This window comes from Actinacidiphila sp. DG2A-62, from assembly GCF_035825295.1.
Lineage (GTDB): Bacteria > Actinomycetota > Actinomycetes > Streptomycetales > Streptomycetaceae > Actinacidiphila.
Genome location: NZ_JAYMGI010000002.1, coordinates 7,931,343 through 7,957,939, shown reverse-complemented (window position 1 = coordinate 7,957,939; position 26,597 = coordinate 7,931,343). Strand labels below are relative to the sequence as shown.

Annotated in this window: 18 protein-coding genes and 3 pseudogenes; 11 read left to right on the top strand and 10 right to left on the bottom strand. The window is 75.7% G+C overall.

Translation table 11 applies throughout. The annotated features are described in order from the left end of the window. The first annotated feature begins 26 nt into the window (after positions 1 to 26). From VSR01_RS35030 to VSR01_RS34990, 9 genes and pseudogenes are all read left to right on the top strand, one after another. Positions 27 to 636, top strand: a pseudogene (locus tag VSR01_RS35030) (flavodoxin family protein). A gap of 371 nt (positions 637 to 1,007) precedes the next feature. Beyond that, positions 1,008 to 4,040, top strand: a complete 3,033-nt coding sequence (locus tag VSR01_RS35025) for an FAD-binding and (Fe-S)-binding domain-containing protein (protein ID WP_326452996.1) — start codon at positions 1,008 to 1,010, stop codon at positions 4,038 to 4,040. A gap of 112 nt (positions 4,041 to 4,152) precedes the next feature. Further along, a complete protein-coding gene (locus tag VSR01_RS35020) occupies positions 4,153 to 5,976 on the top strand; it encodes a thiamine pyrophosphate-requiring protein (protein ID WP_326452995.1) in 1,824 nt (607 codons plus the stop codon). Between the two features lie 89 nt (positions 5,977 to 6,065). After that, a complete protein-coding gene (locus VSR01_RS35015) occupies positions 6,066 to 6,863 on the top strand; it encodes an Fpg/Nei family DNA glycosylase (RefSeq protein WP_326452994.1) in 798 nt (265 codons plus the stop codon). Positions 6,864 to 6,967: 104 nt separating this feature from the next. Further along, positions 6,968 to 8,062 carry an enolase C-terminal domain-like protein gene (locus VSR01_RS35010; protein WP_442785741.1) on the top strand — a complete coding sequence of 365 codons (1,095 nt, stop codon included), beginning with the start codon at positions 6,968 to 6,970 and terminating at the stop codon, positions 8,060 to 8,062. Positions 8,063 to 8,156: 94 nt separating this feature from the next. Beyond that, positions 8,157 to 9,173, top strand: coding sequence for an SDR family oxidoreductase (locus VSR01_RS35005; protein WP_326452993.1), 1,017 nt, complete (start codon positions 8,157 to 8,159; stop codon positions 9,171 to 9,173). Between the two features lie 119 nt (positions 9,174 to 9,292). Next, complete coding sequence (locus VSR01_RS35000) at positions 9,293 to 9,733, top strand: SRPBCC family protein (RefSeq protein ID WP_326452992.1); 441 nt, start codon at positions 9,293 to 9,295, stop codon at positions 9,731 to 9,733. Positions 9,734 to 9,884: 151 nt separating this feature from the next. Beyond that, positions 9,885 to 10,298 carry a RidA family protein gene (locus tag VSR01_RS34995; protein WP_326452991.1) on the top strand — a complete coding sequence of 138 codons (414 nt, stop codon included), beginning with the start codon at positions 9,885 to 9,887 and terminating at the stop codon, positions 10,296 to 10,298. Positions 10,299 to 10,332: 34 nt separating this feature from the next. Then, positions 10,333 to 11,136, top strand: a complete 804-nt coding sequence (locus VSR01_RS34990; RefSeq protein ID WP_326452990.1) for an SDR family NAD(P)-dependent oxidoreductase — start codon at positions 10,333 to 10,335, stop codon at positions 11,134 to 11,136. A gap of 160 nt (positions 11,137 to 11,296) precedes the next feature. Here the strand turns inward: VSR01_RS34990 and nrfD are convergent, their stop codons facing one another. The 3 genes from nrfD to fdh form a co-directional block, all read right to left on the bottom strand. Then, a complete protein-coding gene (gene nrfD / locus VSR01_RS34985; RefSeq protein ID WP_326453977.1) occupies positions 11,297 to 12,301 on the bottom strand; it encodes an NrfD/PsrC family molybdoenzyme membrane anchor subunit in 1,005 nt (334 codons plus the stop codon). A 242-nt stretch (positions 12,302 to 12,543) separates the two neighbouring features. Beyond that, on the bottom strand, positions 12,544 to 13,446 hold the full coding sequence (locus tag VSR01_RS34980; protein WP_326452989.1) for a 4Fe-4S dicluster domain-containing protein: 903 nt from the start codon (positions 13,444 to 13,446) through the stop codon (positions 12,544 to 12,546). Continuing rightward, complete coding sequence (gene fdh, locus VSR01_RS34975) at positions 13,443 to 16,706, bottom strand: formate dehydrogenase (protein ID WP_326452988.1); 3,264 nt, start codon at positions 16,704 to 16,706, stop codon at positions 13,443 to 13,445. The genes VSR01_RS34980 and fdh overlap by 4 nt, the downstream gene beginning before the upstream one ends. A gap of 350 nt (positions 16,707 to 17,056) precedes the next feature. On the opposite strand from fdh, the gene VSR01_RS34970 reads away from it, so the two are divergent. Continuing rightward, positions 17,057 to 17,443: a MarR family winged helix-turn-helix transcriptional regulator gene (locus tag VSR01_RS34970; RefSeq protein WP_326452987.1), complete on the top strand. Its 387-nt coding sequence runs from the start codon at positions 17,057 to 17,059 to the stop codon at positions 17,441 to 17,443. A gap of 152 nt (positions 17,444 to 17,595) precedes the next feature. Further along, positions 17,596 to 19,190 (top strand): annotated as a pseudogene (locus VSR01_RS34965) (fibronectin type III domain-containing protein). Positions 19,191 to 19,437: 247 nt separating this feature from the next. Here the strand turns inward: VSR01_RS34965 and VSR01_RS34960 are convergent. The 7 genes and pseudogenes from VSR01_RS34960 to VSR01_RS34930 all read right to left on the bottom strand — a co-directional run. Next, a pseudogene (locus VSR01_RS34960) lies at positions 19,438 to 20,169 on the bottom strand (uracil-DNA glycosylase); the annotation flags it as partial. Between the two features lie 62 nt (positions 20,170 to 20,231). Then, positions 20,232 to 20,648, bottom strand: coding sequence for a VOC family protein (locus tag VSR01_RS34955; RefSeq protein WP_326452986.1), 417 nt, complete (start codon positions 20,646 to 20,648; stop codon positions 20,232 to 20,234). Between the two features lie 10 nt (positions 20,649 to 20,658). Next, positions 20,659 to 21,102, bottom strand: coding sequence for a helix-turn-helix transcriptional regulator (locus VSR01_RS34950; protein ID WP_326452985.1), 444 nt, complete (start codon positions 21,100 to 21,102; stop codon positions 20,659 to 20,661). A gap of 70 nt (positions 21,103 to 21,172) precedes the next feature. After that, entirely contained in the window at positions 21,173 to 23,026 is a 1,854-nt protein-coding gene (locus VSR01_RS34945; protein WP_326452984.1) for a PucR family transcriptional regulator, read from the bottom strand. 52 nt (positions 23,027 to 23,078) lie between these two features. After that, the gene (gene menC, locus VSR01_RS34940; RefSeq protein WP_326452983.1) at positions 23,079 to 24,185 is read right to left on the bottom strand and encodes an o-succinylbenzoate synthase; all 1,107 of its coding nucleotides are present in this window, start codon (positions 24,183 to 24,185) and stop codon (positions 23,079 to 23,081) included. Continuing rightward, complete coding sequence (locus VSR01_RS34935) at positions 24,182 to 25,162, bottom strand: GNAT family N-acetyltransferase (RefSeq protein WP_326452982.1); 981 nt, start codon at positions 25,160 to 25,162, stop codon at positions 24,182 to 24,184. Before VSR01_RS34935 ends, menC begins: the two co-directional genes overlap by 4 nt. A gap of 200 nt (positions 25,163 to 25,362) precedes the next feature. Beyond that, positions 25,363 to 26,505, bottom strand: a complete 1,143-nt coding sequence (locus VSR01_RS34930) for a M20 family metallopeptidase (RefSeq protein ID WP_326453976.1) — start codon at positions 26,503 to 26,505, stop codon at positions 25,363 to 25,365. Positions 26,506 to 26,597: the final 92 nt, after the last annotated feature.

The window sequence follows — 26,597 nt, the reverse complement described above, 5'->3', positions numbered from 1 at the left end:
AGGCGATCGAGGGTACCCGGCCGGGCATGAACGACAAGCCTTTGACCGCACTCGCCCTGGTCTGCACCCTCAACCCGTCGCCGAAGCGCTCCAGCTCCGACCTGCTGGCGCGGCAGACGCTGGACGCGCTCGGCGACCACGGCGTGACCGGGGAGGCGGTGCGGATCGCCGACCACGACGTGCGCCCCGGCGTGGGGCTCGACATGGGCGACGGGGACGCGTGGCCCGCCATCCGGGATGATGGCCGCCGACATCCTGGTGCTGTCCACGCCGATCTGGCTCGGGCACCCCTCCAGCGTGGCCCAGCGCGTGCTGGAGCGGCTGGACGCGGAGCTGTCCGAGACCGACGACGAGGGCCGGATGCTCACCTACGGCAAGGTCGCCGCGGTGTGCGTGGTCGGCAACGAGGACGGCGCGCACAAGGTGAGCGCCGACCTCTACCAGGGCCTGGACGACGTGGGCTTCTCGCTCGCGCCGAACGCGGTGACGTACTGGGTCGGCGAGGCCATGCAGGGCACCGACTACCAGGACCTCGACAAGGCGCCCGACGCGGTCGCCACGGCCACCAGGACGCTCGCCGCGAACACCGCGCACCTGGCGCGCGTGCTGCGGGACGCGCCCTACCCGCCGGCCTGAGCGCCGCGGGCCCGCCGGACGGGACCGTGCCGGCCGGGGCGCGCACCGGGCGCCGTGCGGATCGGGCGCGTGCGTAGCCGCCGTCGATCAGGGCAGGCGCGAAAACGGACGGGCCGGGCGGAAGAAGCGGCGTCCCGCTCCGGCCGGGGCGGCGCCGGGGCGGCCGCGGCCGCGCCCGGCGACGGGGAGGGAACGGGCCGGGCCGGGCGCCCGGCCGCCGACGCTCGACGGAAGGGCTCCCGGGAGATGCGAATGACCACCACCGCAGGACGTGGCGCGGGACGCGGGCCGGCGGCCCCGGCGGCGACGCGGGGCGCGCGGCGCCGCGGGACCTGGACGTCGCCGCCCTGGAGGAGGCGCTGCGCGCCGAGGTGGACGGCGAGGTGCGCTTCGACGCCGGCAGCCGCGGCGCGTACGCGACCGACGGCTCGAACTACCGGCAGGTCCCGATCGGCGTGGTGGTCCCCCGCTCGGTGGACGCGGGAGCCGCCGCGGTCGCGGTGTGCGCGCGGTTCGGCGCGCCGCTGCTGTCCCGCGGCGGCGGCACCAGCCTGGGCGGCCAGTGCACCAACACCGCGGTCGTGATCGACTGGACGAAGTACTGCGACGCGCTGGTCTCGGTCGACGCCGAGCGGCACACCTGCGTGGTGGAGCCGGGCATCGTCCTTGACGAGCTGAACCGTCAACTGGCCCCGTACGGGCTGATGTTCGGGCCGAAGCCGTCGACGCACAGCCATTGCGCGATCGGCGGCATGGTCGGCAACAACTCGTGCGGCGCGTCCGCGCAGGCGTACGGCAAGACGGTCGACAACCTGCGCCGGCTGGAGGTGCTCACCTACGACGGGCTGCGGATGTGGACCGGGCGCACCTCGCCGCAGGAGTACGACGCGATCGTCGCGGCGGGCGGCCGGCGCGCCGAGCTGTACGAGGGGATGCGCTCCCTCGCCGACCGCCATCTGGCCGACATCCGCCGCGGCTATCCGAAGATCCCGCGCCGGGTGTCCGGCTACAACCTGGACGACCTGCTGCCCGAAAACGGCTTCCACGTGGCGCGCGCCCTGACCGGCAGCGAGAGCACGCTGGTCACGGTGCTGCACGCCGAGCTGGAGCTGGTGCCGGTCCCGGCGGCGCAGGCGATCGTCGTGCTCGGCTACCCCGACATCTGCGCGGCCGCCGACGACGTGCCCCGGCTGCTCGACGTCTGCGAGCCGTCCCAGCTGGAGGCGCTGGACGGCCGGATGGCGCAGCTGATGCGCGAGGAGGGCAGCCACCTGGAGTCGCTGGAGTCGTTCCCCGAGGGCTCCAGCTGGCTGCTGGTGCAGTTCTCCGGGGACGGTCCCGAGGACGTGGACCGGCAGTGCCGCGCGATGCTGGACGGCCTCGGCCGCTCCACCGACGACCCGACGGTCGTGGTGTCCGAGGACGCCGAGCGCGAGCAGCGGATGCTCAAGGCGCGCGAGGCGGGGCTCGGCGTCACCGCGCGCCCGCCGGACGACCGCGAGACGTGGGAGGGCTGGGAGGACTCGGCGGTGCCGCCGGACCGCCTCGGCGACTATCTGCGCGACCTGAAGCAGCTGTTCGCGCGGTTCGGCTACGACCACCCGTCGCTGTACGGGCACTTCGGGCAGGGCTGTGTGCACACCCGCATCCCGTTCGGGCTGCGCACCGCGCAGGGGGTCGCGGACTTCCGGGCGTTCCTGCTGGAGGCGGCCGATCTGGTGGCCTCCTACGGCGGTTCGCTGTCCGGGGAGCACGGCGACGGGCAGGCCCGCGGCGAGCTGCTGCCGAAGATGTTCGGCGAGCGGCTGGTGGGCGCCTTCGGGGAGTTCAAGGCGCTGTTCGACCCGGACGACCGGATGAACCCGGGGAAGGTGGTCGCGCCGAACCCGGTGGACGGGCAGCTGCGGCTGGGGGCCGCGTGGCGCCCGCGCGACGACCGCGACGCGCGGTTCGGCTACCCCGACGACGACCACTCCTTCAACCAGGCCGTGATGCGGTGCGTCGGCATCGGCAACTGCCGCAGCCACGAGGGCGGCGTGATGTGCCCCTCCTACCGGGCCACCGGCGAGGAGGAGCACTCCACCCGCGGCCGGGCCCGGCTGCTGTTCGAGATGATCGGCGGCCACCCGGACTCGCCGGTCACCGACGGCTGGCGCTCCACCGAGGTGCGGGACGCGCTGGACCTGTGCCTGGCCTGCAAGGGCTGCAAGTCCGACTGCCCGGTGGGCGTCGACATGGCCACCTACAAGGCGGAGTTCCTCTCCCACCACTACCAGGGGCGGCTGCGTCCGATCGCGCACTACTCGCTGGGCTGGCTGCCGGTGTGGGCGCGTGCCTCGCGGGTGGCGCCCGCGGCGGTCAACACCCTGCTGCGGGCGCCGGGGCTGGCCCGGCTCGGCAAGCGGCTCGCGGGCGTGGCGCCCGATCGCCAGGCGCCGCTGTTCGCCGAGGAGTCGTTCCTGCGGTGGTGGCGCCGGCGCACCGCGCAGCAGGGGTGGACCGAGCCCGATCCGGCGGACCCGCGGACGGTGGTGCTGTGGCCCGACACGTTCAGCACGTACTTCCATCCGTCGGTGGCGCGCTCCGCCGTGCGGGTGCTGGAGGACGCGGGGTTCCGCGTCACCGTGCCGACGCGGCCGGTGTGCTGCGGCCTGACCTGGATCTCCACCGGCCAACTGGACATCGCGCAATGGGTGTTGCGTAACACGCTGCGCACGCTGCGGCCCTGGATGGCGGCGGGCACGCACATCGTGGGCCTGGAGCCGTCCTGCTCGGCCGTCTTCCGGGCCGACGCGCCGGAGCTGATGCCGGACGACGAGGACGTCAAGCGCCTGGCGGACCGGTTCCTGACCTTCTCCGAACTGCTGCTGCGGCACGCCCCTGACGACTGGCAGCCGCCGGCGCTGACCCGCGCGGCGACCGTGCAGACCCACTGCCACCAGCACGCGGTGACCGGGTTCGACGCCGACCGGGAGCTGATGCGCCGGGCCGGCATCGACGCCGACGTGCTGGACGAGGGCTGCTGCGGACTGGCCGGCAACTTCGGGTTCGAGGCGGGCCATCACGAACTGTCCATGAAGATCGGCGAGTTGGGTGTGCTGCCGGCGGTGCGTGAGAGCGCGCCGGACGCACTGGTGCTCGCCGACGGCTTCAGCTGCCGTACCCAGATCGAGCAGGGCGGCACCGGGCGCACCGCGCTGCACCTGGCCGAGGCGCTCGCCGCGGCACTCGACGGGCCGCCGCCCGCCGACCGGCCGGAGAAGGCCGTGGCGCGGCCCGAGGCGCCGTCGCCGGTCGCCGCCCGCACCGCGACCGCGGCGGCCGGGGCGGTGGTCGCCGCGGCGGCCGTGGCGGCGGGCGCGGGCGTCCACGCGCTGACCCGCGCCCGCAGGAACGGGGGGTGAGGGACCGACCGCCCCGGTGACGGTCCGCGCGCGCCGACGAACGCCGCCCGCGCCCGCACGGAAGAGCACGCCACACGGCACGACCGAACGGCACGACAGAGAGGAATCAACCGTGTCCCTCAAGGTGTCCGACCACGTACTGGAGCGCCTGCGCGAGTGGGACGTCGAGCACGTCTTCGCCTACGCGGGCGACGGCATCAACGGGCTGCTCGCCGCATGGGGGCGGGCCGGCGACAAACCGCAGTTCGTGCAGGCCCGGCACGAGGAGATGGCCGCCTTCGAGGCGGTCGGCTACGCCAAGTTCTCCGGCAAGGTCGGCGTCTGCGCGGCGACCTCGGGCCCCGGCGCGATCCACCTGCTCAACGGGCTGTACGACGCCAAGCTCGACCACGTGCCGGTCGTCGCGATCGTCGGCCAGACCAATCGCAGCGCCATGGGCGGCAGCTACCAGCAGGAAGTGGACCTGCTGAGCCTGTACAAGGACGTGGCCTCGGAGTTCTGCGAGATGGTCACCGTGCCCGAGCAGCTGCCGAACGTCCTGGACCGGGCGATCCGCACCGCCTACGCCCGGCACACCGTGACCGCCGTCATCATCCCCGCCGACGTCCAGGAACTCGACTACTCCGCGCCGCAGCACGCGTTCAAGATGGTGCCCTCCAGCCTCGGCATGAGCCACTACGCGCCGGTGCCGGACGACGCCGACCTGCACCGGGCCGCCGATGTGCTGAACGCCGGCGAGAAGGTCGCGATCCTGGTCGGCCAGGGCGCGCGCGGCGCCCGACAGGAGGTCGAGCAGGCCGCCGACGTGCTGGCCGCGGGCGTCGCCAAGGCGCTGCTCGGCAAGGACGTGCTGTCCGACGAACTGCCCTACGTCACCGGCTCGATCGGGCTGCTGGGCACCCGGCCCTCGTACGAGATGATGCGCGACTGCGACACCCTGCTGGTGATCGGGTCGAGCTTCCCGTACACCCAGTTCCTGCCGCAGTTCGGGCAGGCGCGGGCGGTGCAGATCGACAGCGACCCGTTCATGATCGGGCTGCGCTACCCGTTCGAGGTCAACCTCGTCGGGGACGCCGCCGCCACCCTCAAGCAGCTGCTGCCGCAGCTGAAGCACAAGCGGCACGGCAGCTGGCGCAAGACGGTGGAGAAGAACACCGCCCGCTGGTGGGAGGTCATGCAGCGGCGGGCCGCGGTCGACGCCGAGCCGGTCAACCCCGAGTACGTGGTGCACGCGCTGGACGACCTGCTGCCGCGGGACGCGGTGGTGACCGCGGACTCCGGCTCGGCCGCCAACTGGTACGCGCGGCACCTGCGGTTCCGCGGCGAGATGCGCGGCTCGCTGTCGGGCACGCTGGCGACGATGGGGCCGGGCGTGCCGTACGCGATCGGCGCGAAGTTCGCCCACCCGCAGCGCCCGGCGGTGGCGCTGGTCGGCGACGGCGCGATGCAGATGAACGGCATGGCCGAGCTGATCACCGCGGCCAAGTACCGGCGCCAGTGGCAGGACCCGCGGCTGGTGGTGGCCGTGCTCAACAACCAGGACCTCAACCAGGTGACCTGGGAGATGCGGGCCATGGAGGGCGCGCCGCAGTTCCTGCCGTCGCAGGAGATCCCCGACGTGCCGTACGCGGACGTGGCCCGCTCCTTCGGCCTGGACGGGGTGCGGGTGGAGCGTCCCGGGGACGTGGTGGACGCGTGGCGGCGCGCACTGGCGGCGGACGGGCCGTTCGTCATCGACTTCCGCACCGACCCCGCGGTGCCGCCGATCCCGCCGCACGCCAGCCTCGACCAGATCGAGGCGGCGGCGTCCTCGGTGCTGCACGGCGACCCGGACCGGGCCGGCATGGTGCGGCAGGGCATCAAGGCCAAGATCCAGGAGGCGCTGCCGGGCCGCCGCCACCGCGAGGACCGGCCGGGCGCCCAGGACGGGCACTAGTCGCCTGACGACGGTCCTCGGGCCGAAAGCCGGCGGAAACGCGCGGGCGGCGGCCCCGCACGGCGGGGACAGGGAAAGGAGTGGGCGCCATGCCCGAACTGCCGGACGTCGAGGGATTCCGTCGCGAGCTGGCCTCGTGCGGGCAGGGCCGCCGGATCGACCGGGTCCGGGTGGACGACCCGGAGGTGCTGCGCGGGGTGAGCGAGCGGCGGCTGCGGCGGGAGCTGCAGGGCCGGGAGTTCCGCGAGCCGCAGCGGCACGGCAAGTGGCTGATCGCCCGCACCGACGGCGGTCCCGCGGTGCTACTGCACTTCGGGATGACCGGGCGGCTGGTGTGCCAGTCGCCGCAGGAGCCGGCGCACCGCCACGACCGGGTCCGCTTCGACCTGTCCGGCGGGAAGGGCGTGCGCTACCGGGACCAGCGCAAGCTCCAGGGCCTGCGGCTGGCGGGCTCGGAGGACGCCGTCGCGCACACGCTCGCCGGCCAGGGCCCGGACGCGGCGTCGGTGGGGCGGGCGGAGCTGCGCGAGCTGCTCGGCGGGCGGCGGGCCCGGGTGAAGTCCGTGCTGATGGACCAGTCCGCGCTGGCCGGCCTCGGCAACCTGCTGGCCGACGAGATCCTGTGGCGCGCCCGCCTGCACCCGGCCCGGCGCGCCGACCGGCTCACCGACGAGGAGAGCGGCCGGCTGCACGGCGCGATGCGCCGCGTGCTGGCGCTGTCGGTGCGCGCCGGACGAGTGCCGGACCGCGCGTCGTGGCTCACCGGCCACCGCGACCGGCCGGACGGCCGGTGTCCGCGCTGCGGCGCCGGGCTGCGCCGCGGCAAGGTCGCTGGGCGCACCACCGTGTGGTGTCCGCACTGCCAGCGAGAGGAGCGACAGACGTGAGCGTGCCGGAGGACCACGGGGGCGCGACCGCGCCCGGCGCCCGCGCGGGAGCCGGGGCGCGGACCGGCGACGCGGCCGGGAGGTGGCCCGAGACCGGGCCGGCCGTGCGCGAGCTGCGGGTCTCGGTGCTGACCGTGCCCACCGACGGGCCGGAGGCCGACGGGACGCTGGCCTGGGACGCCACCACCGTGGTGCTCGTGCAGGCGATCGCCGAGGGCGGGACCGAGGGGCTCGGCTGGACGTACGGCTCCCCCGCCGTCGCCGCGGCGGTCCGCGCCCACCTCGCGCCGGTCGTCACCGGCCGCGGCGCGTGGGACGTGCCGGCCGCGAACGACGCGATGAACCGCGCGGTGCGCAACGCCGGACGGCCGGGCGTGGCCGCGTACGCGATCTCCGCCGTGGACATCGCGCTGTGGGACCTCAAGGCCCGGCTGCTGGGCCTGCCGCTGGTGCGCCTGCTCGGCGCGGCCCGCGACGGCGTCCCCGTCTACGGCAGCGGCGGCTTCACCACGTACGACGACGAGCGGCAGGACCGACAGCTGCGGTTCTGGGCCGAGGAGCAGGGTATCCCACGGGTGAAGATCAAGATCGGCGAGTCCTGGGGCGGCGCGGAGCCGCGCGACCGGGAGCGGGTGACCCGGGCCCGGCGCAGTGTCGGCGACGGCGTCGAGCTGTACGTGGACGCCAACGGCGCGTACAGCCGCAAGCAGGCGGTGCGCTTCGCCCGGCACCTGGACGCCGAGGGCGTGCTGTGGTTCGAGGAACCGGTGTCCTCCGACGACCTCGCCGGGCTCGCGCAGGTGCGCGCGGCCGTGCCGGCCGACGTGACGGCCGGCGAGTACGGCTGCGACCTGCCCTACTTCCAGCACATGCTGGACGCGCGGGCGGTGGACTGCCTCCAGGTGGACGTCACCCGCTGCGGCGGGGTCACGGTGTGGCTGCGGGCCGCCGCGCTCGCCGAGGCGCGCGGCCTCGGGATCTCCGGGCACTGCGCCCCGCACCTGCACGCCGACGTCGCGGCGGCGGCGCCGAACCTGCGGCACCTGGAGTGGTTCCACGACCACGTGCGGATCGAGAACCTGCTGTTCGACGGGGTGCTCGACCCGGCCGGCGGAGTGCTGCGGCCGGGCGCCGACGGCGCCCCCGGCCACGGCCTGACCCTGCGACGGGAGGCCGCGCACCGCTTCCGCACCGGCTGAGGGACCCGCCGAGGGAACCGCCGAGGGACCGGCCGCAGAAGGACCCGTACGACGAGCCGTACCGGGATACACACGAGATCAGGAGGACTGGGACATGCCGCGGACCATCGTCATCACCGGGGCCAGCGGGGGCATCGGGCGGGCCGCGGCCCGCGAGTTCGCCGCGCGCGGCGACCGCATCGGCCTGGTCGCCCGGGGCCGCACCGGCCTGGAGGCGGCGGCTCGCGAGGTGCGCGCGCTGGGCGGGCAGGCGCTGGCCGCGCCCGCGGACGTCGCCGACGCGGCGGCCGTGCACGCCGCCGCGGAGCAGGTGGAGGAGCGGTTCGGGCCGATCGACGTGTGGGTGAACGTCGCCTTCACCTCGGTCTTCGCGCCCTTCACGGAGATCACGGCGGAGGAGTTCCGCCGCGTCACCGAGGTCTCGTACCTGGGGTTCGTCAACGGCACGCGGGAGGCGCTGGCCCGGATGAAACCGCGCGACCGCGGGGTGATCGTGCAGGTCGGCTCGGCGCTCGGCGAGCGGTCGATCCCACTGCAGTCCGCCTACTGCGGCGCCAAGCACGCGGTCAACGGCTTCACCTCCTCTCTGCGCACCGAGCTGATGCACGACGGCAGCAACGTACGGGTGACGGTGGTCCAGATGCCCGCGGTGAACACGCCGCAGTTCTCCTGGGTGCGCTCGCGGCTGCCGCGCCGCCCGCAGCCGGTCCCGCCGATCTACCAGCCGGAGGCGGCGGCCCGCGCGGTGGTGAACGCCGCGGACCGGCCCGGGCGCAAGCAGTTCTACGTCGGCGCGTCGACGGTGGCGACCATCCTCGCCAACCGCGTGGCCGCCGGGCTGCTCGACCGCTACCTGGCGCGTACCGGCTACGGCTCCCAGCAGACCGACGCGCCCGAGCCGGCCGGCCGCCGGGACAACCTCTGGCACCCGGTGGACGATCCGGCCGGGGACGCCGAGGACTTCGGCGCGCACGGCGTGTTCGACGACCGCTCCCACGCGCGGTCCCCGCAGGCGTGGCTGTCCCGGCACCCGGGCGTGACCTGGCCCGCGACGGCGGCCCTGGCCGGCGCGATCGCGGTCGCGGCGAGCCGTGGCCGCGGCGGGCGGTGACGGGGGCGCGGCGGGGCCGGAGGCCGGCGGGGCGGGCGGTCCGGCGGTCGGGCGGTCGGGCGGTCGGGCGGCTAGCGTGGCCGGGCGGCTAGCGTGGCCGGGCGGCTAGCGTGGCGGGCATGGCCCTGTTCGTGATCGAGCGCGTCACGCCGCTGCCGCCCGCCGAGGCGTGGCGGCGGCTGACCACCTGGGAGCGGCACACCGCGACCGTGCCGCTGACGCGGATGACGGTGCGCACTCCGCCGCCGTCCGGCACGGACACGGTCGTGGTGGCCAGGACCGGGGTGGGCCGCCTGGGCTTCGACGACCCGATGCGGGTCACCCGCTGGGAGCCGGAACGGCACTGCCGGCTGGAGAAGACCGGGCGGGTGGTGCTGGGATGGGCCGAGTTCGACGTGCTGCCGCGGCCCGGCGCGGGTCTGGACGGCGGCACGGGCACGTTCGTGCGCTGGCGCGAGGACCTGCGGGTCCGCGGTCTGCCGCGGGCGCTGGACGGTCTGACGTCGCTGGCCGGCCGCCTGGTCTTCGGCCGCGCGGTCGACACGCTCCTGCGGCCGTGAGGAGCGGGCCGCGCGGGCCAGCAGGCCGGGTGCGTGCGGGCGCGGGCCGAGCGCGGGCGCGGGGAGGCCGAGCGCGGCGGAGGGCTCCGGAGGTGCCCGCCGCGGCGATATGCGGTGGCGCGCGGGCCCCGGCCCGCGTGAGGATGCGGCCATGGACGAGACGCGACTCACCCGCATCCCCGCGCCGGAGGGCGTGGCCCCCGGCACCGGCTACACGCACGTGGTGACGGGCACCGGCCGGCTGGTCGCGGTGTCCGGGCAGGTGGCACTCGACGAGCGGGGCGAGGTCGTCGGCGTGGGCGATCCGGCGGCGCAGGCGCGGCAGGTCTTCGAGAATCTGCGGCGCTGTCTCGCGGCGGCCGGCGCGGGTTTCGAGGACGTCGTCAAGCTGACGTACTTCGTCACCGATGTGGCGTATCTGCCCGCGGTCCGCGCCGTCCGCGACGCCCACATCGACGCCGAACGCCCGCCGGCCAGCACGGCGGTCCAGGTGGCGGCCCTGTTCCGGCCCGAACTCGTGCTGGAGGTCGAGGCGTTGGCGCTCCTCGGGGACGAATCGGGCTGACCCGGGCGGCCGCGCTCCCCCTTATGCTCGGCGGATGGACGAACGAAGGATCACACAGGGGATGCGACCGGGGCTGCTGGACGGCCGGGTCGCGATGATCACGGGCGCTTCGAGCGGGATCGGCGCGGCGGCGGCGCGGCTGTTCGCCGAGGAGGGCGCGGCCGTGGTGCTCATGGCGCGCCGCGGCGACCGGCTGAAGCTGCTCGCCGACGAGATCACCGCCGCCGGCGGGCGGGCGCTCGCCGTCGCAGGCGACGTCGCCGACACGGACGACGCCCGGCGCGCCGTCGAAGCGGCCGTCGCGCAGTTCGGCGGCCTCGACTGCGCCTTCAACAACGCCGGTTACGGCACGGTGGAGACCGCGCTGCACGAAACGCCCGACCAGGTCTTCGACCGGACCATGGACGTCAACGTGCGCGGCGTGTGGAACTGCATGAAGCACCAGCTCCCGGTGATGCTCGCGCGCGGCGGCGGCTCGATCGTCAACACCAGCAGCGCCGCGGGCCGTTACGCCACCGGCGCGTCGGTGCCGTACGTGGCCGCCAAGCACGCCGTCCTCGGCATCACCCGCGCCGCGGCGTCCGAGTACGGCGCCTCGGGCATCCGCGTCAACGCGCTGGTGGTCGGCACCACGCGCAGCGAGATGATCGAGACCGCCATCGATCTCTATCCCCAACTGGCCCAGGCGTTCATCGCCCCGCAGATCCAGAAGCGGATGGCCGACCCGAGGGAGATCGCCGAGGCCGCGGTGTGGCTGTGCAGCGACCGCGCGTCGTTCGTGACCGGCGTCGCCATGCCGGTGGACGGCGGCATCTCGGCGCAGGCGAAGGCGGGTTGACCGGTCCGGCCGGAGCATGACGTGACGGCGCGGCGCGGCCGGCCGTCGAGGCCGGGCCCACGGCTGCCGCGCGGCGCGGCCGGCGAGGTCGGGCCTCCGGCGCGCGGGCAGCCGAGCGGTCGGGCAGCCGGGCGGCCGGCCGCCTGCGCCAGCCGCGCGGTCAGGACTCCCCGGCTTCGCCCGCTTCCCCCGCCTGCTCCGCCCGCCCGGCCGCCGTGGCCTGGTCGGCCGGGCGGGCCGTGTCGGCCGTGTCGGGCGTCCCCGCCTGCTCCTGGCGGCGGCGCGCCAGGCGCTCCCGCTGCGGCACGACCGTGTACTTGGGGTCGCGGGCGGAGGCGACGCCCGCGTGGAAGACGGCGAAGCGGGTGCACGCCGAGGCGCCGAGCAGGGCGGCGCCCGCGGCCACGGCGGCCGGGCGGCTGCGCCGGCCGAGCAGCGCGCCGGCCGCGCCGAGCGCGGACAGCACCTGGGCCGCGCGGGTCAGCCGGCCCGCGGCGCCGGTGCGGTAGGTCTCGGCGACCATGCCCAGACGGTGTTCCATCACGGCGACCGCGGTCGTCTCCGCTGCGGCGCCCAGCAGCGCGGCGCTGACCGCGGGCGCGTTCTCGGCGACGGGGGCCGCGGCCAGCGCCATGCCGGCCGCCGCCGCGGTGGCCGACCCGGCGAACACGTACGGCAGTTCGCGGTGGGCGCCGTGCCAGGCGGGGACCGCGGTATCGGCGGCGAGCACGGCGGTGTAGGCGGCGACGGCCGGGCCGAGCAGCGCGGCGCCCGCGGTCGCGGCGCGGCCCAGCGACGGCAGCCGGCCGGACACGTCGAGCACCGCGGCGGCCCCCGCGGCCGGCCCGTACGCGGACAGCAGCCACGAGCCCATGCTCATCGGTGAGGTGGGGCGGAAGACCCGCAGCATGTTGACGAACCGCTCGGGGCGGCCCAGGTCGTGGACGAGCGCGGCGGCGGACGCCGAGACGGCCAGCGCCGAGGAGATCTTCATGCCGCGGGCCATGCCGCGCCGCCCGGTCAGCTCGGCGCCCGCGGCGAGCACCGAGCCCGCGCCCGCGAGCCCGCCCAGGAAGAAGTACCCGGCGATGTCCAAGGGCTTCCAGGTGGGCTCCTTGATCACCGGCCGGCCGTAGTACGAGCCGAACTCTGCCTCGGGCACCATCAGTTGCTCACCGCGCCGGCCGCCCCGGCCCCTGCGTCCGCCGCGCCGCCCGGCCTCGCGGCCGCCGTCCCGTCCGCTGCCGGCGCCGGCACCGGCTCCGCCGGGTCCGCCGTGCCGCCGCGGCCCGCCGTCCGCGGGCGCTCCGTCGCCGCGCGAGCGGTCGCCGTGCAGGTCCTGGGCGAGCCGTGCCTCGCGTCCGGGGCGCTCGCCGTGGACGCCGTCCCTGCGTACGTCCGAGGTGCTCATCGGCCGCCCTTCCCGATCGTCCCGTGTGCCGCGAACACCGCTGCCGCGGCTCCCAGCAGCGCCGCCGCGGCGGCGCCCGCGTGTCGCCACATCGCCGGCAGGTCGCGGGTGGTGACCACCGGGTCCGGCGGCAGCCCGTACACCTCGGGGTCGTCGAGCAGCAGGAAGAAGGCGCCGTCGCCGCCCACGCCGTCGTCCGGGCTGTCCCCGTACAGCCGGGCGTCGGCGACGCCGTCCTCGTGCAGCCGGTCGAGCCGGGCGGCGGCGCGCTCGCGCAGCTCGTCCAGCGGCCCGAACTGGATGGAGTCGGTGGGGCACGCCTTGGCGCACGCGGGTTCCTGGCCGGCGCCGAGCCGGTCGTAGCACATTGTGCACTTGAAGACCCGGCCGTCGTCCTGGCGCTGGTCGATCACGCCGTACGGGCAGGCGGGGACGCAGTAGCCGCAGCCGTTGCAGACGTCCTCCTGCACCACGACCGTGCCGTACTCGGTGCGGAACAGCGCGCCGGTGGGGCACACGTCGAGGCACGCGGCGTGGGTGCAGTGCTTGCAGACGTCGGAGGCCATCAGCCAGCGCATCCCGGAGGCCGCGGCGCCGGCCTGCGGGCCCGCGCCTCCCGGGTCCCGCACCGGCCGGTCCTGCTCGATGAACGCGACGTGCCGCCAGCTGTCGGCGCCCAGGCCCTGGGTGTTGTCGTAGGACATGCCGGTCAGTTCGAGGCCGTCCTCGGGGACGGCGTTCCACTCCTTGCAGGCCACCTCGCACGCCTTGCAGCCGATGCACACCGAGGTGTCGGTGAAGAAGCCGACCCGCGGCGGGTGGTCGGGGCCGTGGCCGGCGTCCCCGGCCGGGTCGGGCTCGGCCCCCGCGAGCAGGTTGCGGCCGATGATCGACGTCATCCCCTGACCTCCGTTCCGGTGTGCTCGGTGATGCCGGCGCGCCGCCGGTAGTCCGCGAGCAGGTCGAGCAGCTCGGGGCCGCGTGGCCGGCGGCCCGGGCGGATGTCGGCGCTGAGCGCCTTGACCTCCTGGATGTGCACGTTGGGGTCCAGGGCGATGGCCGACAGCTCGTTGGCCGCGTCGCCGGTGGTGTAGCCGTTGGGTCCCCAGTGGTAGGGCAGGCCGATCTGGTGGACGGTGCGCCCGCCCGCGGTCAGCGGCGCCATCCGCCGGGTGACCAGCACCCGCGCCTCGATGGCGCCGCGCGCGGTGACGACGGTGGCCCACCCGGTGTGCTCCAGGCCGCGCTCGGCCGCGAGTTCGGGCGAGATCTCGCAGAACATCTCCGGCTGCAGCTCGGCCAGGTAGGGCGACCAGCGGGTCATGCCGCCCGCGGTGAAGTGCTCGGTGAGCCGGTAGGTCGTGACCACGTACGGGAAGACGTCCGCGCCGGGCTCCGCGCCGCTGGGGTGGAAGCGGTTGTGCTCCCGGGAGAACGCCTGGCGGACCGGGTTGCGCTGCTGGCGACCGTACAGCGGGTTGGCGACCGGCGAGTCCTGCGGCTCGTAGTGCGTCGGCAGCGGGCCGTCGACCAGCCCGGCGGGCGCGTACAGCCAGCCCTTGCCGTCGGCCTGCATGATGAACGGGTCGTCGCCGCGCAGCGCGTCGGGGCCGGTGGCGCCCTTTGGCGGCCGGTAGGACGGCGCCCGGTCGGGGACGAAGTCGGGCACGTCGTGGCCGGTCCAGCGGCCCTGTTCCTGGTCCCACCACACCAGCGCCTTGCGCTCGCTCCACGGGTTGCCCTCGGGGTCGGCGGAGGCGCGGTTGTACAGCACCCGGCGGTTGGCCTGCCAGGCCCAGGCCCACTCGGCGGCCACCCAGTCCTGCTCGGTGTGCGGCTTGCGGCGGGCGGCCTGGTTGACGCCGTCGGCGTAGACCCCGCAGTAGATCCAGCAGCCGCAGGAGGTGCTGCCGTCGTCCTTGAGCTGGGTGTACGCGCTCAGCGGCGCGCCGTCCGCGTCGCGGCCGTTGATCTCGGCGAGCACCGCCTCCGCGACGGGCTCGGCGAGCGGGCCGTCCGTCGGGTAGTCCCAGGCCAGGTCCCGCACCGGGCGGTCGGACGGGTCGGCGGAGTCCTTCAGCCGCTCCTTGACGCGCCGGCCCAGGTGGTACATGAACCACAGGTCGCTGCGGGCCTCGCCGTCCGGTTCCTTGGCCGGGTGGTGCCACTGCAGCATGCGGTTGGTGTTGGTGAAGGAGCCGGCCTTCTCGGTGTGGGCGGCGGCGGGGAAGAAGAACACCTCGGTGCCGATGTCCTCGGTGCGCAGCTCGCCGGTGGCGATCTCGGGGCCGTCCTTCCACCAGGTCGCCGATTCGATGAGGGAGAAGTCGCGCACCACCAGCCAGTCCAGCTTCGCCATGGCCAGGCGCTGCATGGCGGCGTTCGCCGAGCCGACCGCCGGGTTCTCGCCGAGCAGGAAGTAGCCCTTGCAGACGCCGTCGAGCTGCGCCAGCACCGTCTCGTAGGTGCTGTGGGAGCCGGTCAGCCGGGGCAGGTGGTCGAAGCAGTAGTCGTTGTCGGCGGTGGCGGCGTCGCCGAAGTACGCCTTGAGCAGGCTCACCATGTAGGCCCGCATGTCGCCCCAGAAGCCCTTGTCGGTGCGGATCGCCTCGATGAACGCGTCGAGGGTCTCGTGGGCGTGGGCGTGCGGCATCGGCAGGTAGCCGGGCAGCAGGTTGAACAGTGTGGGGATGTCGCTGGAGCCCTGGATGCTGGCGTGGCCGCGCAGTGCCTGGATGCCGCCGCCGGGCCGGCCGATGTTGCCGAGCAGCAGTTGCAGGATGCAGGCGGTGCGGATGTACTGCGCGCCGACGGTGTGCTGGGTCCAGCCGACGGCGTAGACGAACTCGCTGGTGCGGTCCGGGCCGGAGTTCTCCACCAGGGTGCGGCACACGTCGAGGAAGGTGTCCCGCGGGATGCCGCAGACCTCCTCGACCATCTCCGGGGTGTAGCGGGCGTAGTGGCGTTTGAGGATCTGGTAGACGCAGCGCGGGTGGCGCAGCGTCGGGTCGCGCTCGGGGTCGCCGCCGATCGCCGCGCCGCCGGAGCCGTGCGACTCCGAGCCGCCGGCCCGCGACACCGACCTGCCGCCCCCGGTGCGCTCCTCGTACTGCTCGTCGCGCTCCCCGGAGGCGGCCTGCACCTCGGCGCCCTGGTACTGCCACGTCGCGGTGTCGTAGTGGCCGGTCTCCTCGTCGAGCCCGGAGAAGATCCCGTCCAGGTCCTCGGTGTCGCGGAAGTCCTCGCCGACGATGGTCGAGGCGTTGGTGTACGCGAGGACGTACTCGCGGAAGTCCGCCTCGTGGGTCAGGACGTGGTTGACGATGCCGCCGAGGAAGGCGATGTCGCTGCCGGCCCGGATCGGCACGTGCAGGTCGGCCAGGGCGCTGGTGCGGGTGTAGCGGGGGTCGACGTGGATCACCTTGGCGCCGCGCGCCTTGGCCTCCATGACCCACTGGAAGCCGACCGGGTGGGCCTCGGCGAAGTTGGAGCCCTCGATGACGATGCAGTCGGAGTTCTGCAGGTCCTGCAGGAAGGTGGTGGCGCCGCCTCGGCCGAAGGAGGTGCCGAGCCCGGCGACGGTGGCGCTGTGGCAGACCCGGGCCTGATTCTCCACCTGGACCACGCCCAGCGCGGTGAACAGCTTCTTGATGAGGTAGTTCTCCTCGTTGTCGAGCGTGGCGCCGCCGAGGCTGGCGATGCCGAGCGTCCGGTTGACCCGGACGCCGTCGCTCTCCTGCTGCCAGGTCGCGCGGCGGGTGGCGATCACCCGGTCGACCACCATGTCCAGCGCGGTGTCCAGGTCGAGCCGCTCCCAGTCGGTGGCGTACGGCCGGCGGTACAGCACCTCGTGGCGCCGCGCGTCGCCGGTGGTGAGCTGGAGCGTCGCCGAGCCCTTGGGGCACAGCCGGCCGCGGCTGACCGGCGAGTCGGGGTCGCCCTCGATCTGCACGACGGCCCCGTCCTTGACGTACACGTTCTGCGCGCAGCCGACCGCGCAGTACGGGCAGATCGACTTCACCACCCGGTCCGCGGTGGCGGTGCGGGCGCGCAGCGCCCGGGTGCGCGCGGAGGACGCCGCGGCGCCGCGGCCGAGCGGGTCGTCGCCGGTCAGCTGCCGGTAGACCGGCCAGTCCCGAATCCAGGTGCGCAACTCCACCGCCCGCCTTCCGCCGTGCCTGTACCGCGCCCGGCCGCGCGGCCGTTCACTCCTGCCACGGCTGCCCGCCGTGGCGCTCCGCATACCCGCGCGGCGCGCATTGCGCCCGAACGGACCCGGGCCGCCACGGTGCGGCGGGCACGTCCGACCGCATAACCTGCGGACATGAGTGAGAGCAGCGGGCCCCACCCGGTCGCGCCCGGCGGCGCCGCGGACGCCTCGTCCGCGGCGGCCGGCGCCCGGGGCACGGGCACGGACGGGGGCAGGGCAGCGGGCGGCGGGAGCCGGCCGCGTCGGCCCGGGGGGCGGCGGCCGAGCCGGAGCAGATCGCGGGGGCGCTGCTGACGAGCGTGGGCGTGCTGCTGCGCCGCATCCGCCAGGTGCCGGTCGGCGGCGGGCTGTCGATGCCGGAGCGGCAGGCGCTGTCGCGGCTGGACCGGCAGGGTCCGGCCTCGGCGTCGGAGCTGGCCCGGCGCGAGCAGATCACCGCGCAGGCGATGGGCGCGACGCTCGCCACGCTCCAGGCGCGCGGGCTGATCGAGCGCCGGCCGGACCCGAACGACGGCCGGCGGGCCGTGCTCTCGGTGACCCCGGCCGGTCACCAGGCGCTGGAGGACAAGCGCAACGCGCAGACCGCGATGCTCGCGCAGGCGCTCACCGCGCACTTCACCGCCGAGGAGCTGGCCCGGCTGGGCGCGGCGGCGCCGCTGCTGGAGCGCCTGGGCGAGTCGCTCTGAGGGACGCCCGGCTGGTCGGGGCCGCATCGCCCGGGGCCGCTGGGACGCGGTGGGGCGGGTGGGACGTCGGCCGCCGGCCGGGCCCCGCCGCGCCGCGCGGTGTTCACGTCGCCGTCGACGGCGCGTCGGCGGGCGGTGCGAGATTGCCCGCCATGGACACTCCTGGCATGGGCATCGACGCCACCACCGCCTCCCGGATGAGCATGGCGGAGCAGCACGAGTACCTGCGCGCCAAGCTCTCGCGCCGACGCGTCGTCATGGGCGGCATGGCGGCCGCCGGCACGGTCGCCGCCTCCGGTCTGCTCTCCGGCGTCGCGCACGCCGACTCCCCCGCGCCCGCGCTGCTGGGCCACCCGGCGACCGGGCACGGCGTGGACGGCGCTGTGGTGGCGCCGTTCGGCCGGCACCTGCAGTTCGGCGCGGACCCCCGCTCCGAGTTCACCATCTCCTGGCAGGTGCCGCTGGCGGTGCGCAGGCCGTTCGTGCGGATCGGCCTGCAGCCGTGGGCGCTGAGCCACAAGATCGAGGCCGAGGTGCGCGCGCTGCACACCCCGCAGTTGCTGAACAGCAAGCTGCCCCCGGTCGACCAGTACTACCTGCACGCCGCGATCGGCGGGCTGCGCCCCGACACCACCTACTACTACGGGGTCGGCCACGACGGCTTCGACCCGGCCGGCCGGGGCGCCCTCGGCACCGTCGGATCGTTCACCACCGCGCCGGCGCGGCCGGCACGTTCACCTTCACCGCCTTCGGCGACCAGGGCGTGAGCTACCACGCGCTGGCCAACGACTCGCTGATCCTGGCCCGGAACCCGGCGTTCCACCTGCACGCGGGCGACATCTGCTACGCCGACCCGGACGGCTCGGGCCAGCAGAGCGACTCCGGCGACTACGACGCGCGCACCTGGGACCAGTTCCTCGCGCAGACCGAGTCGGTGGCGGCGCGGGTGCCGTGGATGGTGACCACCGGCAACCACGACATGGAGGCGTGGTACTCGCCGAACGGCTACGGCGGCCAGGAGGCCCGCTGGTCGCTGCCGCGCAACGGCCACGACCCGAGGAACCAGCCGGGCGCGTACTCCTTCGTCTACGGCAACACCGCGGTGATCGCGCTCGACGCCAACGACGTCTCCTACGAGATCCCGGCCAACTACGCCATCACCGGCGGCGGGCAGACCGCGTGGCTGGACCGCACCCTGGCGGCGTACCGCAAGCAGCGCGGCATCGACTTCCTGGTGGTGTTCTTCCACCACTGCGCGTACTCGACCACCACCTCGCACGCCTCGGACGGCGGCGTGCAGGAGCAGTGGGTGCCGATCTTCGAGAAGCACCAGGTGGACCTGGTCGTCAACGGCCACAACCACGTGTACGAGCGGACCGACGCGATCCGCGGCGGCGCGGTGTCCCGCCAGGTCCCGATCGGCGCCACCACCCGGCCGGCCACCGACGGCACGGTCTACGTCACCGCCGGCGGCGCGGGCCGCAGCCTCTACAGCTTCCCGGCCCCGGACACCTACGAGGGCCACGAGAACCGGGTGGACTCGGTGACCACCTGGCACTCGGCGAAGGGCGGCGGCAAGGTCACCGACACCGTGCACTGGTCGCGGGTGCGCTACACCGGCTACTCGTTCCTTTCGGTGGACGTCGAACCGGCGCACGCGGGCCGCGAGTCGACGCTGACGGTGTCGGCGATCGCCGAGACCGGCGAGCGCATCGACCACTTCACGGTCGCGCGCCGGGCCCGCTGAGTCCGCGCGGCGCGTCCGGCTCCGGGCCGGACGCGCCGCCGCGGGTGGCGCCGGGTGCGCGGTCGCCCGCGCGGACCTCGGCGGCGCTGTCGTTCGGGGTGCCCGCGGCCGGTGTGCCCACGGCCGGTATGCCCGCGGCCGGTGCGTCCGCGGCCGGAGTGTCCACGGCCGGTGTGCCGCCTGCTGGAGCCCCGACTGCCAGAGTGCCGGCGGAGCGGGCGTCGGCGGCCGGGGGCTCGTCCGGCGCTCGCACCGGCAGACCCGCCGCGAGGGCGCCGCGGCGCAGCGCGTCGCGCAGCATCGCCGGGGTCAGCGTGCGGGTCTGCATGTTCCGGTTGCTGGGGTGGTAGCTGCCGATCAGGTGCAGCCGCCGCTCGCCGTCGCTCAGCACCGCCTCGGCGCCGTGGCCGAAGACCGGGCGGGGCCGCGGTATCCGCCAGCCCGCGGCGGCCAGTTGGGGCAGCAGCGCCTGCCAGGCGAAGCCGCCGAGGACCACGGCGGCGCGCAGCGTCGGCCGCAGCAGCTCCAGCTCGCGGGCCTGCCAGGGGCGGCAGGTGTCGCGTTCGCCGGTGGTGGGCCGGTTGTCCGGCGGGGCGCAGTGCACCGGCATGCTGATCCGCACCCCGCGCAGTTCGAGCCCGTCGCCGGTCCGTTCGGACACCGGCCGGGAGGCCAGGCCCAGGTCGTACAGCGCGGCGTAGAGGGTGTCGCCCGAGGGGTCGCCGGTGAAGGCGCGGCCGGTGCGGTTGCCGCCGTGCGCGGCGGGCGCGAGGCCGACGAGCGCGAGCGGCGCGTCGGTCGGGCCGAAGCCGGGCACCGGCCGCGCCCAGTAGTCCCAGGAGCGGTACATCCGGCGCTTGGTGCGTCCCACCTCCTCGCGCCACTCCACCAGGCGCGGGCAGGCCCGGCAGTCCACCAGCGCGGCGTCCAACTGCGCGAGGTCCGCGGCCCGCGCGGCGGCCACCGCGGGATAGTCCAAAGCGTCCGGGCCGTCGGGGCTCCCCGGGCCGCCCGGCCGGCCCGCGCCGGTGCCGGTCCGGCTCACGTCGCGCGCGGCTGGTTGAACCGCAGCATGTTCCCCGCCGGGTCGCGGAACGCGCAGTCGCGGACGCCGTAGGGCTGGTCGACCGGCTCCTGCACGACCTCGGCGCCGGCTTCCCGGACGCGGGCGAAGAGCGCGTCCACGTCGTCGGTCGTGAAGATCACGGCTCGCAGCATGCCCTTGGCCAGCAGCTCCACCATGGCCTGCCGGTCGGCGGCCGAGGCGTTGGGATCGGCCAGCGGCGGCTCCAGCACGATGTCCACCCCGGGCTGCGACGGCGAGCCGACGGTCGTCCAGCGCATTCCCTCGAACGCGACGTCGTTGCGCACCTGGAGCCCGAGCACGTCGCGGTAGAAGGCGAGCGCCTTGTCGTGGTCGTCGACGGCGATGAAGCACTGCGAGAGCTTGATGTCCATGGCGACCACGCTACGGGCGGGGTGTGACATCCGCCCGCCCGCCGTTCCGGGCGTCCCCCGCGGTGTTCCTGACCGGACGGGTGTGGATCTTCGCGATGCAGGCCGGGATGTCCGCCCCGTCGTCGTGCGACCGGGCCCGGTACGCGCTGGGGCTCTCGCCGACCAGCTCGGTGAAGCGGGTGCTGAAGGTGCCGAGCGAGGTGCAGCCCACGGCGAAGCAGACCTCGGTGACCGACAGGTCGCCGCGCCGCAGCAGCGCCTTGGCCCGCTCGATCCTGCGGGTCATCAGATAGCTGTACGGGGTCTCGCCGTAGGCGGCGCGGAAGCTGCGGGAGAAGTGGCCGGAGGACATCAGGGCGGTACGCGCCAGCGCCGCGACGTCGAGCGGCTGTGCGTAGTCGCGGTCCATCACGTCGCGTGCGCGGCGCAGCCGGGCCAGGTCGTCCAGGTTCACACCCCCACCATCCCACAGGCCGGCCCGCGGCGGGGCCGGTGCCGACGCCGGCCGCGAGGGCCCGGGGCGGTCACGGGGCGGCGGGCCGCGGCGGCAGCACGCGCAGCTGGAGCATCGCGGCGAAGCGGGCCTCGGAGTCGGCGAGGTCGATGCCGCCGACCTCGGTGAGCCGGCGCAGCCGGTAGCGGAAGGTGTTGGGGTGGACGTGCAGCGCGGCGGCGGCCACCCCCACGTCGCCGAACGCGTCGAGCCAGGCCCGCAGCGTCTCGACCAGGTCGGTGTGGTGGCGCTCGTCGTACGCGGCGAGCCGGGCCACCGGCCCGGTGGGCCGGTCGCCGCGGGCCGCGACGAGGTCCCGCAGGTCCAGCAGCAGCGCCTCCACGTGGACGTCGGACAGCCGGGCCGCGCGGCGCGCGCTGCGGCCCGCGCGCAGCACCCGCAGCGCGCGGTCCGCGTCGGCCCGCGACCCGGCCAGCTCCCGCACGTCGGAGGCGGCCGGGCCGACGCCGATCACCGCGCCGGCGCGGGAGGTGACCCGGTCGAGGAACCCGGTGGCGATCCGCAGCGCCCGGTCCGCGCGGTCGGCTCCCGGGTCGCCGGCCCGGCCCGCGGCGCGCTCGGCCGCCCGGTCGGCGCGCTCCGGCCGGTCCCGGCCGCCCACGCGGTCGCCCCGCTCGTGGCGGTCGGCCCGGTCCTCCGCGGACCCGCCGGTGCGCGCCGGCATCAGCCCGTAGACCACGTCGCCGAGCACCGCGGCCGCGCAGCGCGGATGGGCGGCGCTCAGGTGCACGGCGAACGCGTCGGCGAGCCGCTGGAGCTCGGTCGTCGCGGCGGCGTCGTCGCCGACCGTGAGCGGCTCGCGCGCGCGGTCGGGGACGGCCAGGGCGAGCACCACGACGGGCTGCCCGGCGAGCCCGAGGCGCACCAGGGCCTCGCGCGCGCCCGCGCCGCCCTCCAGCGCGGTGCTCACCAGGTCGGCGCGCAGCCGGCGCTCCACGTCGGCGCCGGCCCGCAGCCGCAGCATGTGCAGGGCGACCAGCCGGGCGGCGTCCTGGAGCGCGCGGGAGCGCTCAGGGCCGAGCGGCCGGCGGACCGCCACCCAGATCGAGCCGAGCACCTCGTCGCCGGCCCGCACGGTCACCGCCACGCGCGGCAGGGTGAAGGTGTCGGGGGCCGACCGCAGCGGCGGAACGTAGACCGGCTCGTCGTGCCGGTACAGCTCGCGGAAGACGCCGCGCTCGGTCAGCGCCCGCGAGAACCGCTCGGGCACCTGGCGGCCGAGGATCGTCTCGACGCGGGACTCGTCGGCCTCGTCCTGCTTGCCGGAGAAGGCCAGCACCCGGGAGTTGCGGTCCTCGATGGTGACCGGGGCGTCGAGCAGCGCGGCGATCGCGTTGGCCAGCGCGAACAGGTCGCCGGCCGGGGTGCCGACCAGCGTCTCGGCGTCGCCGACCCCGACGTCGCCCTCGGCGAGCAGCGCCCGCAGCATGGCCGCGACCTGCGTCCAGGAGGCCCCGCGGGTCAGCTCCAGGACGGCGACGCCGGACGCCTGCGCGGCGGCGGCCACCCGCGGGTCGGCCGGCACGGGTTCGCGCAGCACCAGGGCGGCTGCCTGATGCCGCCCCAGGTCGGCCAGCAGGGCGGCGATGTCCGCGGGATCGTAGAGGCCGACGCCGAGGACCAGGGCGTGCGGCGGCAGCGCCGGGCGGTCGACGGGGTCGTGGATGACGACCCCGCCGATCTCCGCGGGTCCCGGGGGCACGGCGGCGGCCGGGAACCGGGCGGGCGTCCCGGGTCCCCCGGGCTCCCCGGGCCGCGCGGTCGGCACGGTGTGGCCGGGAGGGGCGGGGTGGAGCGGGTGCAGCAGGGTGGCGCCGAGATCGTCGAGGATCCGGCCGAGGCTGGTACGCGCGTGTGTGGTCATGGAACCGGCACCTTCCGAGGCCGAGGCCGGGAGCGTCAGCGTAGTCCGCAGGTCAGGCCGGCAGCCACTGGGTGGACCTGGTGACCTGCGCCAGTTCCCCGGCGAGCGGGTCGACGCCCGTGCCGGGTCCTGCGGGGACGTCGAGGTGGCCGTCGCGCACCACGAACGGCTCGGTGATGTCGGTGCGGTAGTAGCGGTCGGAGCCGGAGGTGTCGCCGGGCAGGGTGAAGCCGGGCAGGGCGGCGAGCGCGAGGTTCGCGGCCCGGCCGATCCCGGTCTCCAGCATGCCGCCGCACCACACCGGCACCCCGTGCGCGGCGCACACGTCGTGGACGCGGCGGGCCTCCAGGTAGCCGCCGACCCGGCCGGGTTTGACGTTGACGATCGCGCACGCCCCGAGCGTGATGGCGTCCGCGGCGGCGCGGGCGGAGGTGATCGACTCGTCCAGGCAGACCGGGGTGCTGATCCGGCGGGCGAGCGCGGCGTGCCCGAGCACGTCCTCCTCCGGCAGCGGCTGCTCGATCAGCAGCAGCCCGAAGGCGTCGAGCCGGGCGAGCCGGGGGGCGTCGGCGAGGGTGTAGGCGGCGTTGGCGTCGACCTGGAGCGCCAGGGCGTCGCCGAACCGTTCGCGCACCGCGGCGACCGGCTCGACGTCCCAGCCGGGCTCGATCTTCAGCTTGATCCGGACGTACCCGGCGTCGAGGTACTCCTCGACGGCGTCGAGCAGTTCGGGCACCGAGTCCATGATGCCCACCGACACCCCGCACGGCACCCGGTCCCTGACCGCGCCCAGCTCGTCGGCCAACGGCCTCCCCTGCGCCCGCAGTTCGGCGTCCAGCACGGCCGTCTCCAGGGCCGCCTTGGCCATCCGGTGGCCCTGGAAGGCGGCGAGCGCCGGGGCGACCCGGTGGGCCTTGAGCGGACCGGAGGCGGCGAGCGCGGGGACCAGGAACCGGCCCAGCACCTGGGTCGCGGCGTCCGCGTACTCCGAGGAGTACAGCGGGTCCGCCATGGCCACGCACTCCCCCCACCCCTCGGCCCCGTCGGCGACCACCCTGACCAGCACCGCCTCGCGGACCGTGGTGGTGCCGAAGGACGTGCGGAACGGGGACACCAGCGGCATGGCGATGCGCCGCAGTTCGACTCCTTCGAGCTTCATCGCTCCTCCTGCGTACGGGCGCCGGCGTGCTCCAGCACGTACCAGCCGGCGCGGTCGAATCCGGTGACGCGGGCGCCGTCGGCCATCGCCGCGCCCATGACGTCGCGCAGCGCGGTGCGCCAGTCCTTGGCGCGGCCGGGCTCGGCCAGCCGCATCCCCTCGATGTCCGGCGGGACGGCGACCAGGAGGGTGCGGGAGCCGCTCGATCCCCCGCCGCCGACGGCGCCCGCGGCTCGCGCCGGACCGGCCTGCGGTCCGCCGTCCGGGCCGGCGGCGAGCGCGACCAGCGCGCCCCGCGCGCGTTCGGCCGCCGCGTCGGCGGGCTCGGTGCGGCCCGCGCAGGCGGCGCGGACCGGGTCGCTGCCGAGCCGCCAGTGCACCAGCAGCCGGTCGGTGTCGTCGTCGCCGTTGATGCCGTCGCGCATCCCGCCGTAGAAGTTGGCGAGGTACTCCTCGGGCCGGGCGGCGAGCTTGACCAGGTTGAAGTAGGCGTTGCGGCGCACCAGCGGGTCGTAGGTCCAGGTGATCGCGGACACGCCGCGGCGCATCGACCAGGCGCGCTGGTGCAGTTTGAGGGCGAAGCCGATGCTGCGCCCGCGCGCGGCGCCCGAGACGCCGGCGATGTGGCTGTGCACGGCCTCCTCGGCGGGCGCGCCGAAGAACCCGACGCAGGCGCCGACGAGTTCGTCCCCGTCGAAGGCGCCGCCGACGTAGTTGCCCGACTTGGCCAGCGCGCGCAGCAGTTCGCCGGTCATCGGCGGGCTCTGCGGGTCGGGCCGCCAGATGGCGTTGTACAGGCGGTGCACGGCGTCGAGTTCGTCGATCGCGCGCACCTCGCGCACCACCACGGACGCCGCGTCGCCGGCCGCGACCGCGAGGCGCTCGGCCTCCTCGGCGAGCCGCCGCCCGGCGGCGCGGGCCGGTTCGGCGGCGCCGGGGCGGGCCCACGGGTCCGGTGCGGCGTCCGGAGCGGGCACGTCCCGTGCGAGTGCCTCCGGAGCAGGCGCGTCCCGTGCGAGTGCCTCCGGAGCAGGCGCGTCCCGTGCGAGTGCCTCCGGAGCAGGCGCGTCCCGTGCGAGTGCCTCCGGAGCAGGCGCGTCCCGTGCGGGTGCCTGCGGGGCGGGGGCGGTGGTACCCGTGCCGTCGTTCTCCACGTTGCTCGTCCTCCGCGGCGGTGTCATGGGCGCTCCCCGGTCGGCGTTCCGGAGCCGCGGCGGGCGGACCGGCCGGCCGCCGCGTCGGGCTCGGCCAGCAGTTCGGCCACCAGGGCGGCCAACAGCGCCGTGCGGCCGGGGAGTTCGGCGACCAGCACGTGCTCGTCGTCGGCATGCGCGCCGCCGCCGACCGCGCCCAGGCCGTCCAGGGTCGGCGTGCCGACCCCGGCGGTGAGGTTGCCGTCGGAGGCGCCGCCGACGAACGTGCCGGCCGGCTCCGGCAGGCCGAGCCGGGCCGCGGCGGCCGCGGCCCGCGCGAACAGCGCCGCGGACGCGGCCGGTTCGAGCGGCGGGCGGTTGGGGCCGCCGGTCACCTCCAGCGCGGCCCCGGGCAGCACCGGGCGCAGCGCGCGCAACGCGGCGTCCACCCGGTCCTGTTCGGCGCGCGCCGCCACCCGTACGTCGACGGTGAACCGGCCGTGGTCCGGCACGGTGTTGCTCGTGGTGCCGGCCGTCAGCACGGTGGGCGTGACGCTGGTGCCGAGCGCGGGGTCGGCGAGCGTGGTCACGGCCAGCACCTGGTGGGCCAGTTCGACGGTCGCGCTCACCCCGCGCTCGGGTTCGAGCCCGGCGTGCGCGGCGCGGCCACGGGCGTGCAGCTCGTACAGCGACACGCCCTTGCGTCCGGTCTTGAGCGCGCCGCCCTCCCCGGACGCCTCCAGCACCAGCGCCGCGAGGCGGCCGGCCGCCTCGTCCTCGATCAGGGCGCGCGAGGTCGGCGAGCCCAGTTCCTCGTCGCCGGTGACCAGCAGGGTGACGCCGGACGGGTCGGGCAGCGCGGCGATCGCGTGGAAGGCCATCGCCAGACCGGCCTTCATGTCGAAGCAGCCGGGCCCGCGCAGCACGCCGCAGTCCACGCTGAAGGGGTGGGTGGCGAGCGAGCCGACCGGCCACACCGTGTCGTGGTGGCCGAGCAGCAGCACCCGCGAGGGGCCCTCGCCGAACCGCCAGCGCAGATGGCTGCGGCCCTCGACGACGATCCGCTCCGGCAGCACGCCGGTGCGGGCCGCGCCCACGCCCGCGGTCACCTCGGCGCTGACCGCGACGGCGTCGTGGTCGGCCGAGGGCGACTCGCAGGTCACCAGGGTCTCGATGTCGGCGAGCAGCAGCGGCAGCGCGGCCGTCGTCCGCGCGACCAACCCCCTTTCCAGGGCGTCCCGGTCCACGGCGGCCCGTCCGGCCGCGGGCCCCTGCGCCG

Bases quoted from the DNA above. Each gene is read 5' to 3' on its own strand.
- VSR01_RS35000 (WP_326452992.1), top strand. From the start codon at position 9,293: ATGGCCCTGTTCGTGATCGAGCGCGTCACGCCGCTGCCGCCCGCCGAG.
- nrfD (WP_326453977.1), bottom strand. From the start codon at position 12,301: ATGGTGCCCGAGGCAGAGTTCGGCTCGTACTACGGCCGGCCGGTGATC.
- menC (WP_326452983.1), bottom strand. From the start codon at position 24,185: ATGAAGCTCGAAGGAGTCGAACTGCGGCGCATCGCCATGCCGCTGGTG.
- VSR01_RS35005 (WP_326452993.1), top strand. From the start codon at position 8,157: ATGCCGCGGACCATCGTCATCACCGGGGCCAGCGGGGGCATCGGGCGG.
- VSR01_RS34990 (WP_326452990.1), top strand. From the start codon at position 10,333: ATGGACGAACGAAGGATCACACAGGGGATGCGACCGGGGCTGCTGGAC.
- VSR01_RS34995 (WP_326452991.1), top strand. From the start codon at position 9,885: ATGGACGAGACGCGACTCACCCGCATCCCCGCGCCGGAGGGCGTGGCC.
- VSR01_RS34955 (WP_326452986.1), bottom strand. From the start codon at position 20,648: ATGGACATCAAGCTCTCGCAGTGCTTCATCGCCGTCGACGACCACGAC.
- VSR01_RS34945 (WP_326452984.1), bottom strand. From the start codon at position 23,026: ATGACCACACACGCGCGTACCAGCCTCGGCCGGATCCTCGACGATCTC.
- VSR01_RS35015 (WP_326452994.1), top strand. From the start codon at position 6,066: ATGCCCGAACTGCCGGACGTCGAGGGATTCCGTCGCGAGCTGGCCTCG.
- VSR01_RS34980 (WP_326452989.1), bottom strand. From the start codon at position 13,446: ATGACGTCGATCATCGGCCGCAACCTGCTCGCGGGGGCCGAGCCCGAC.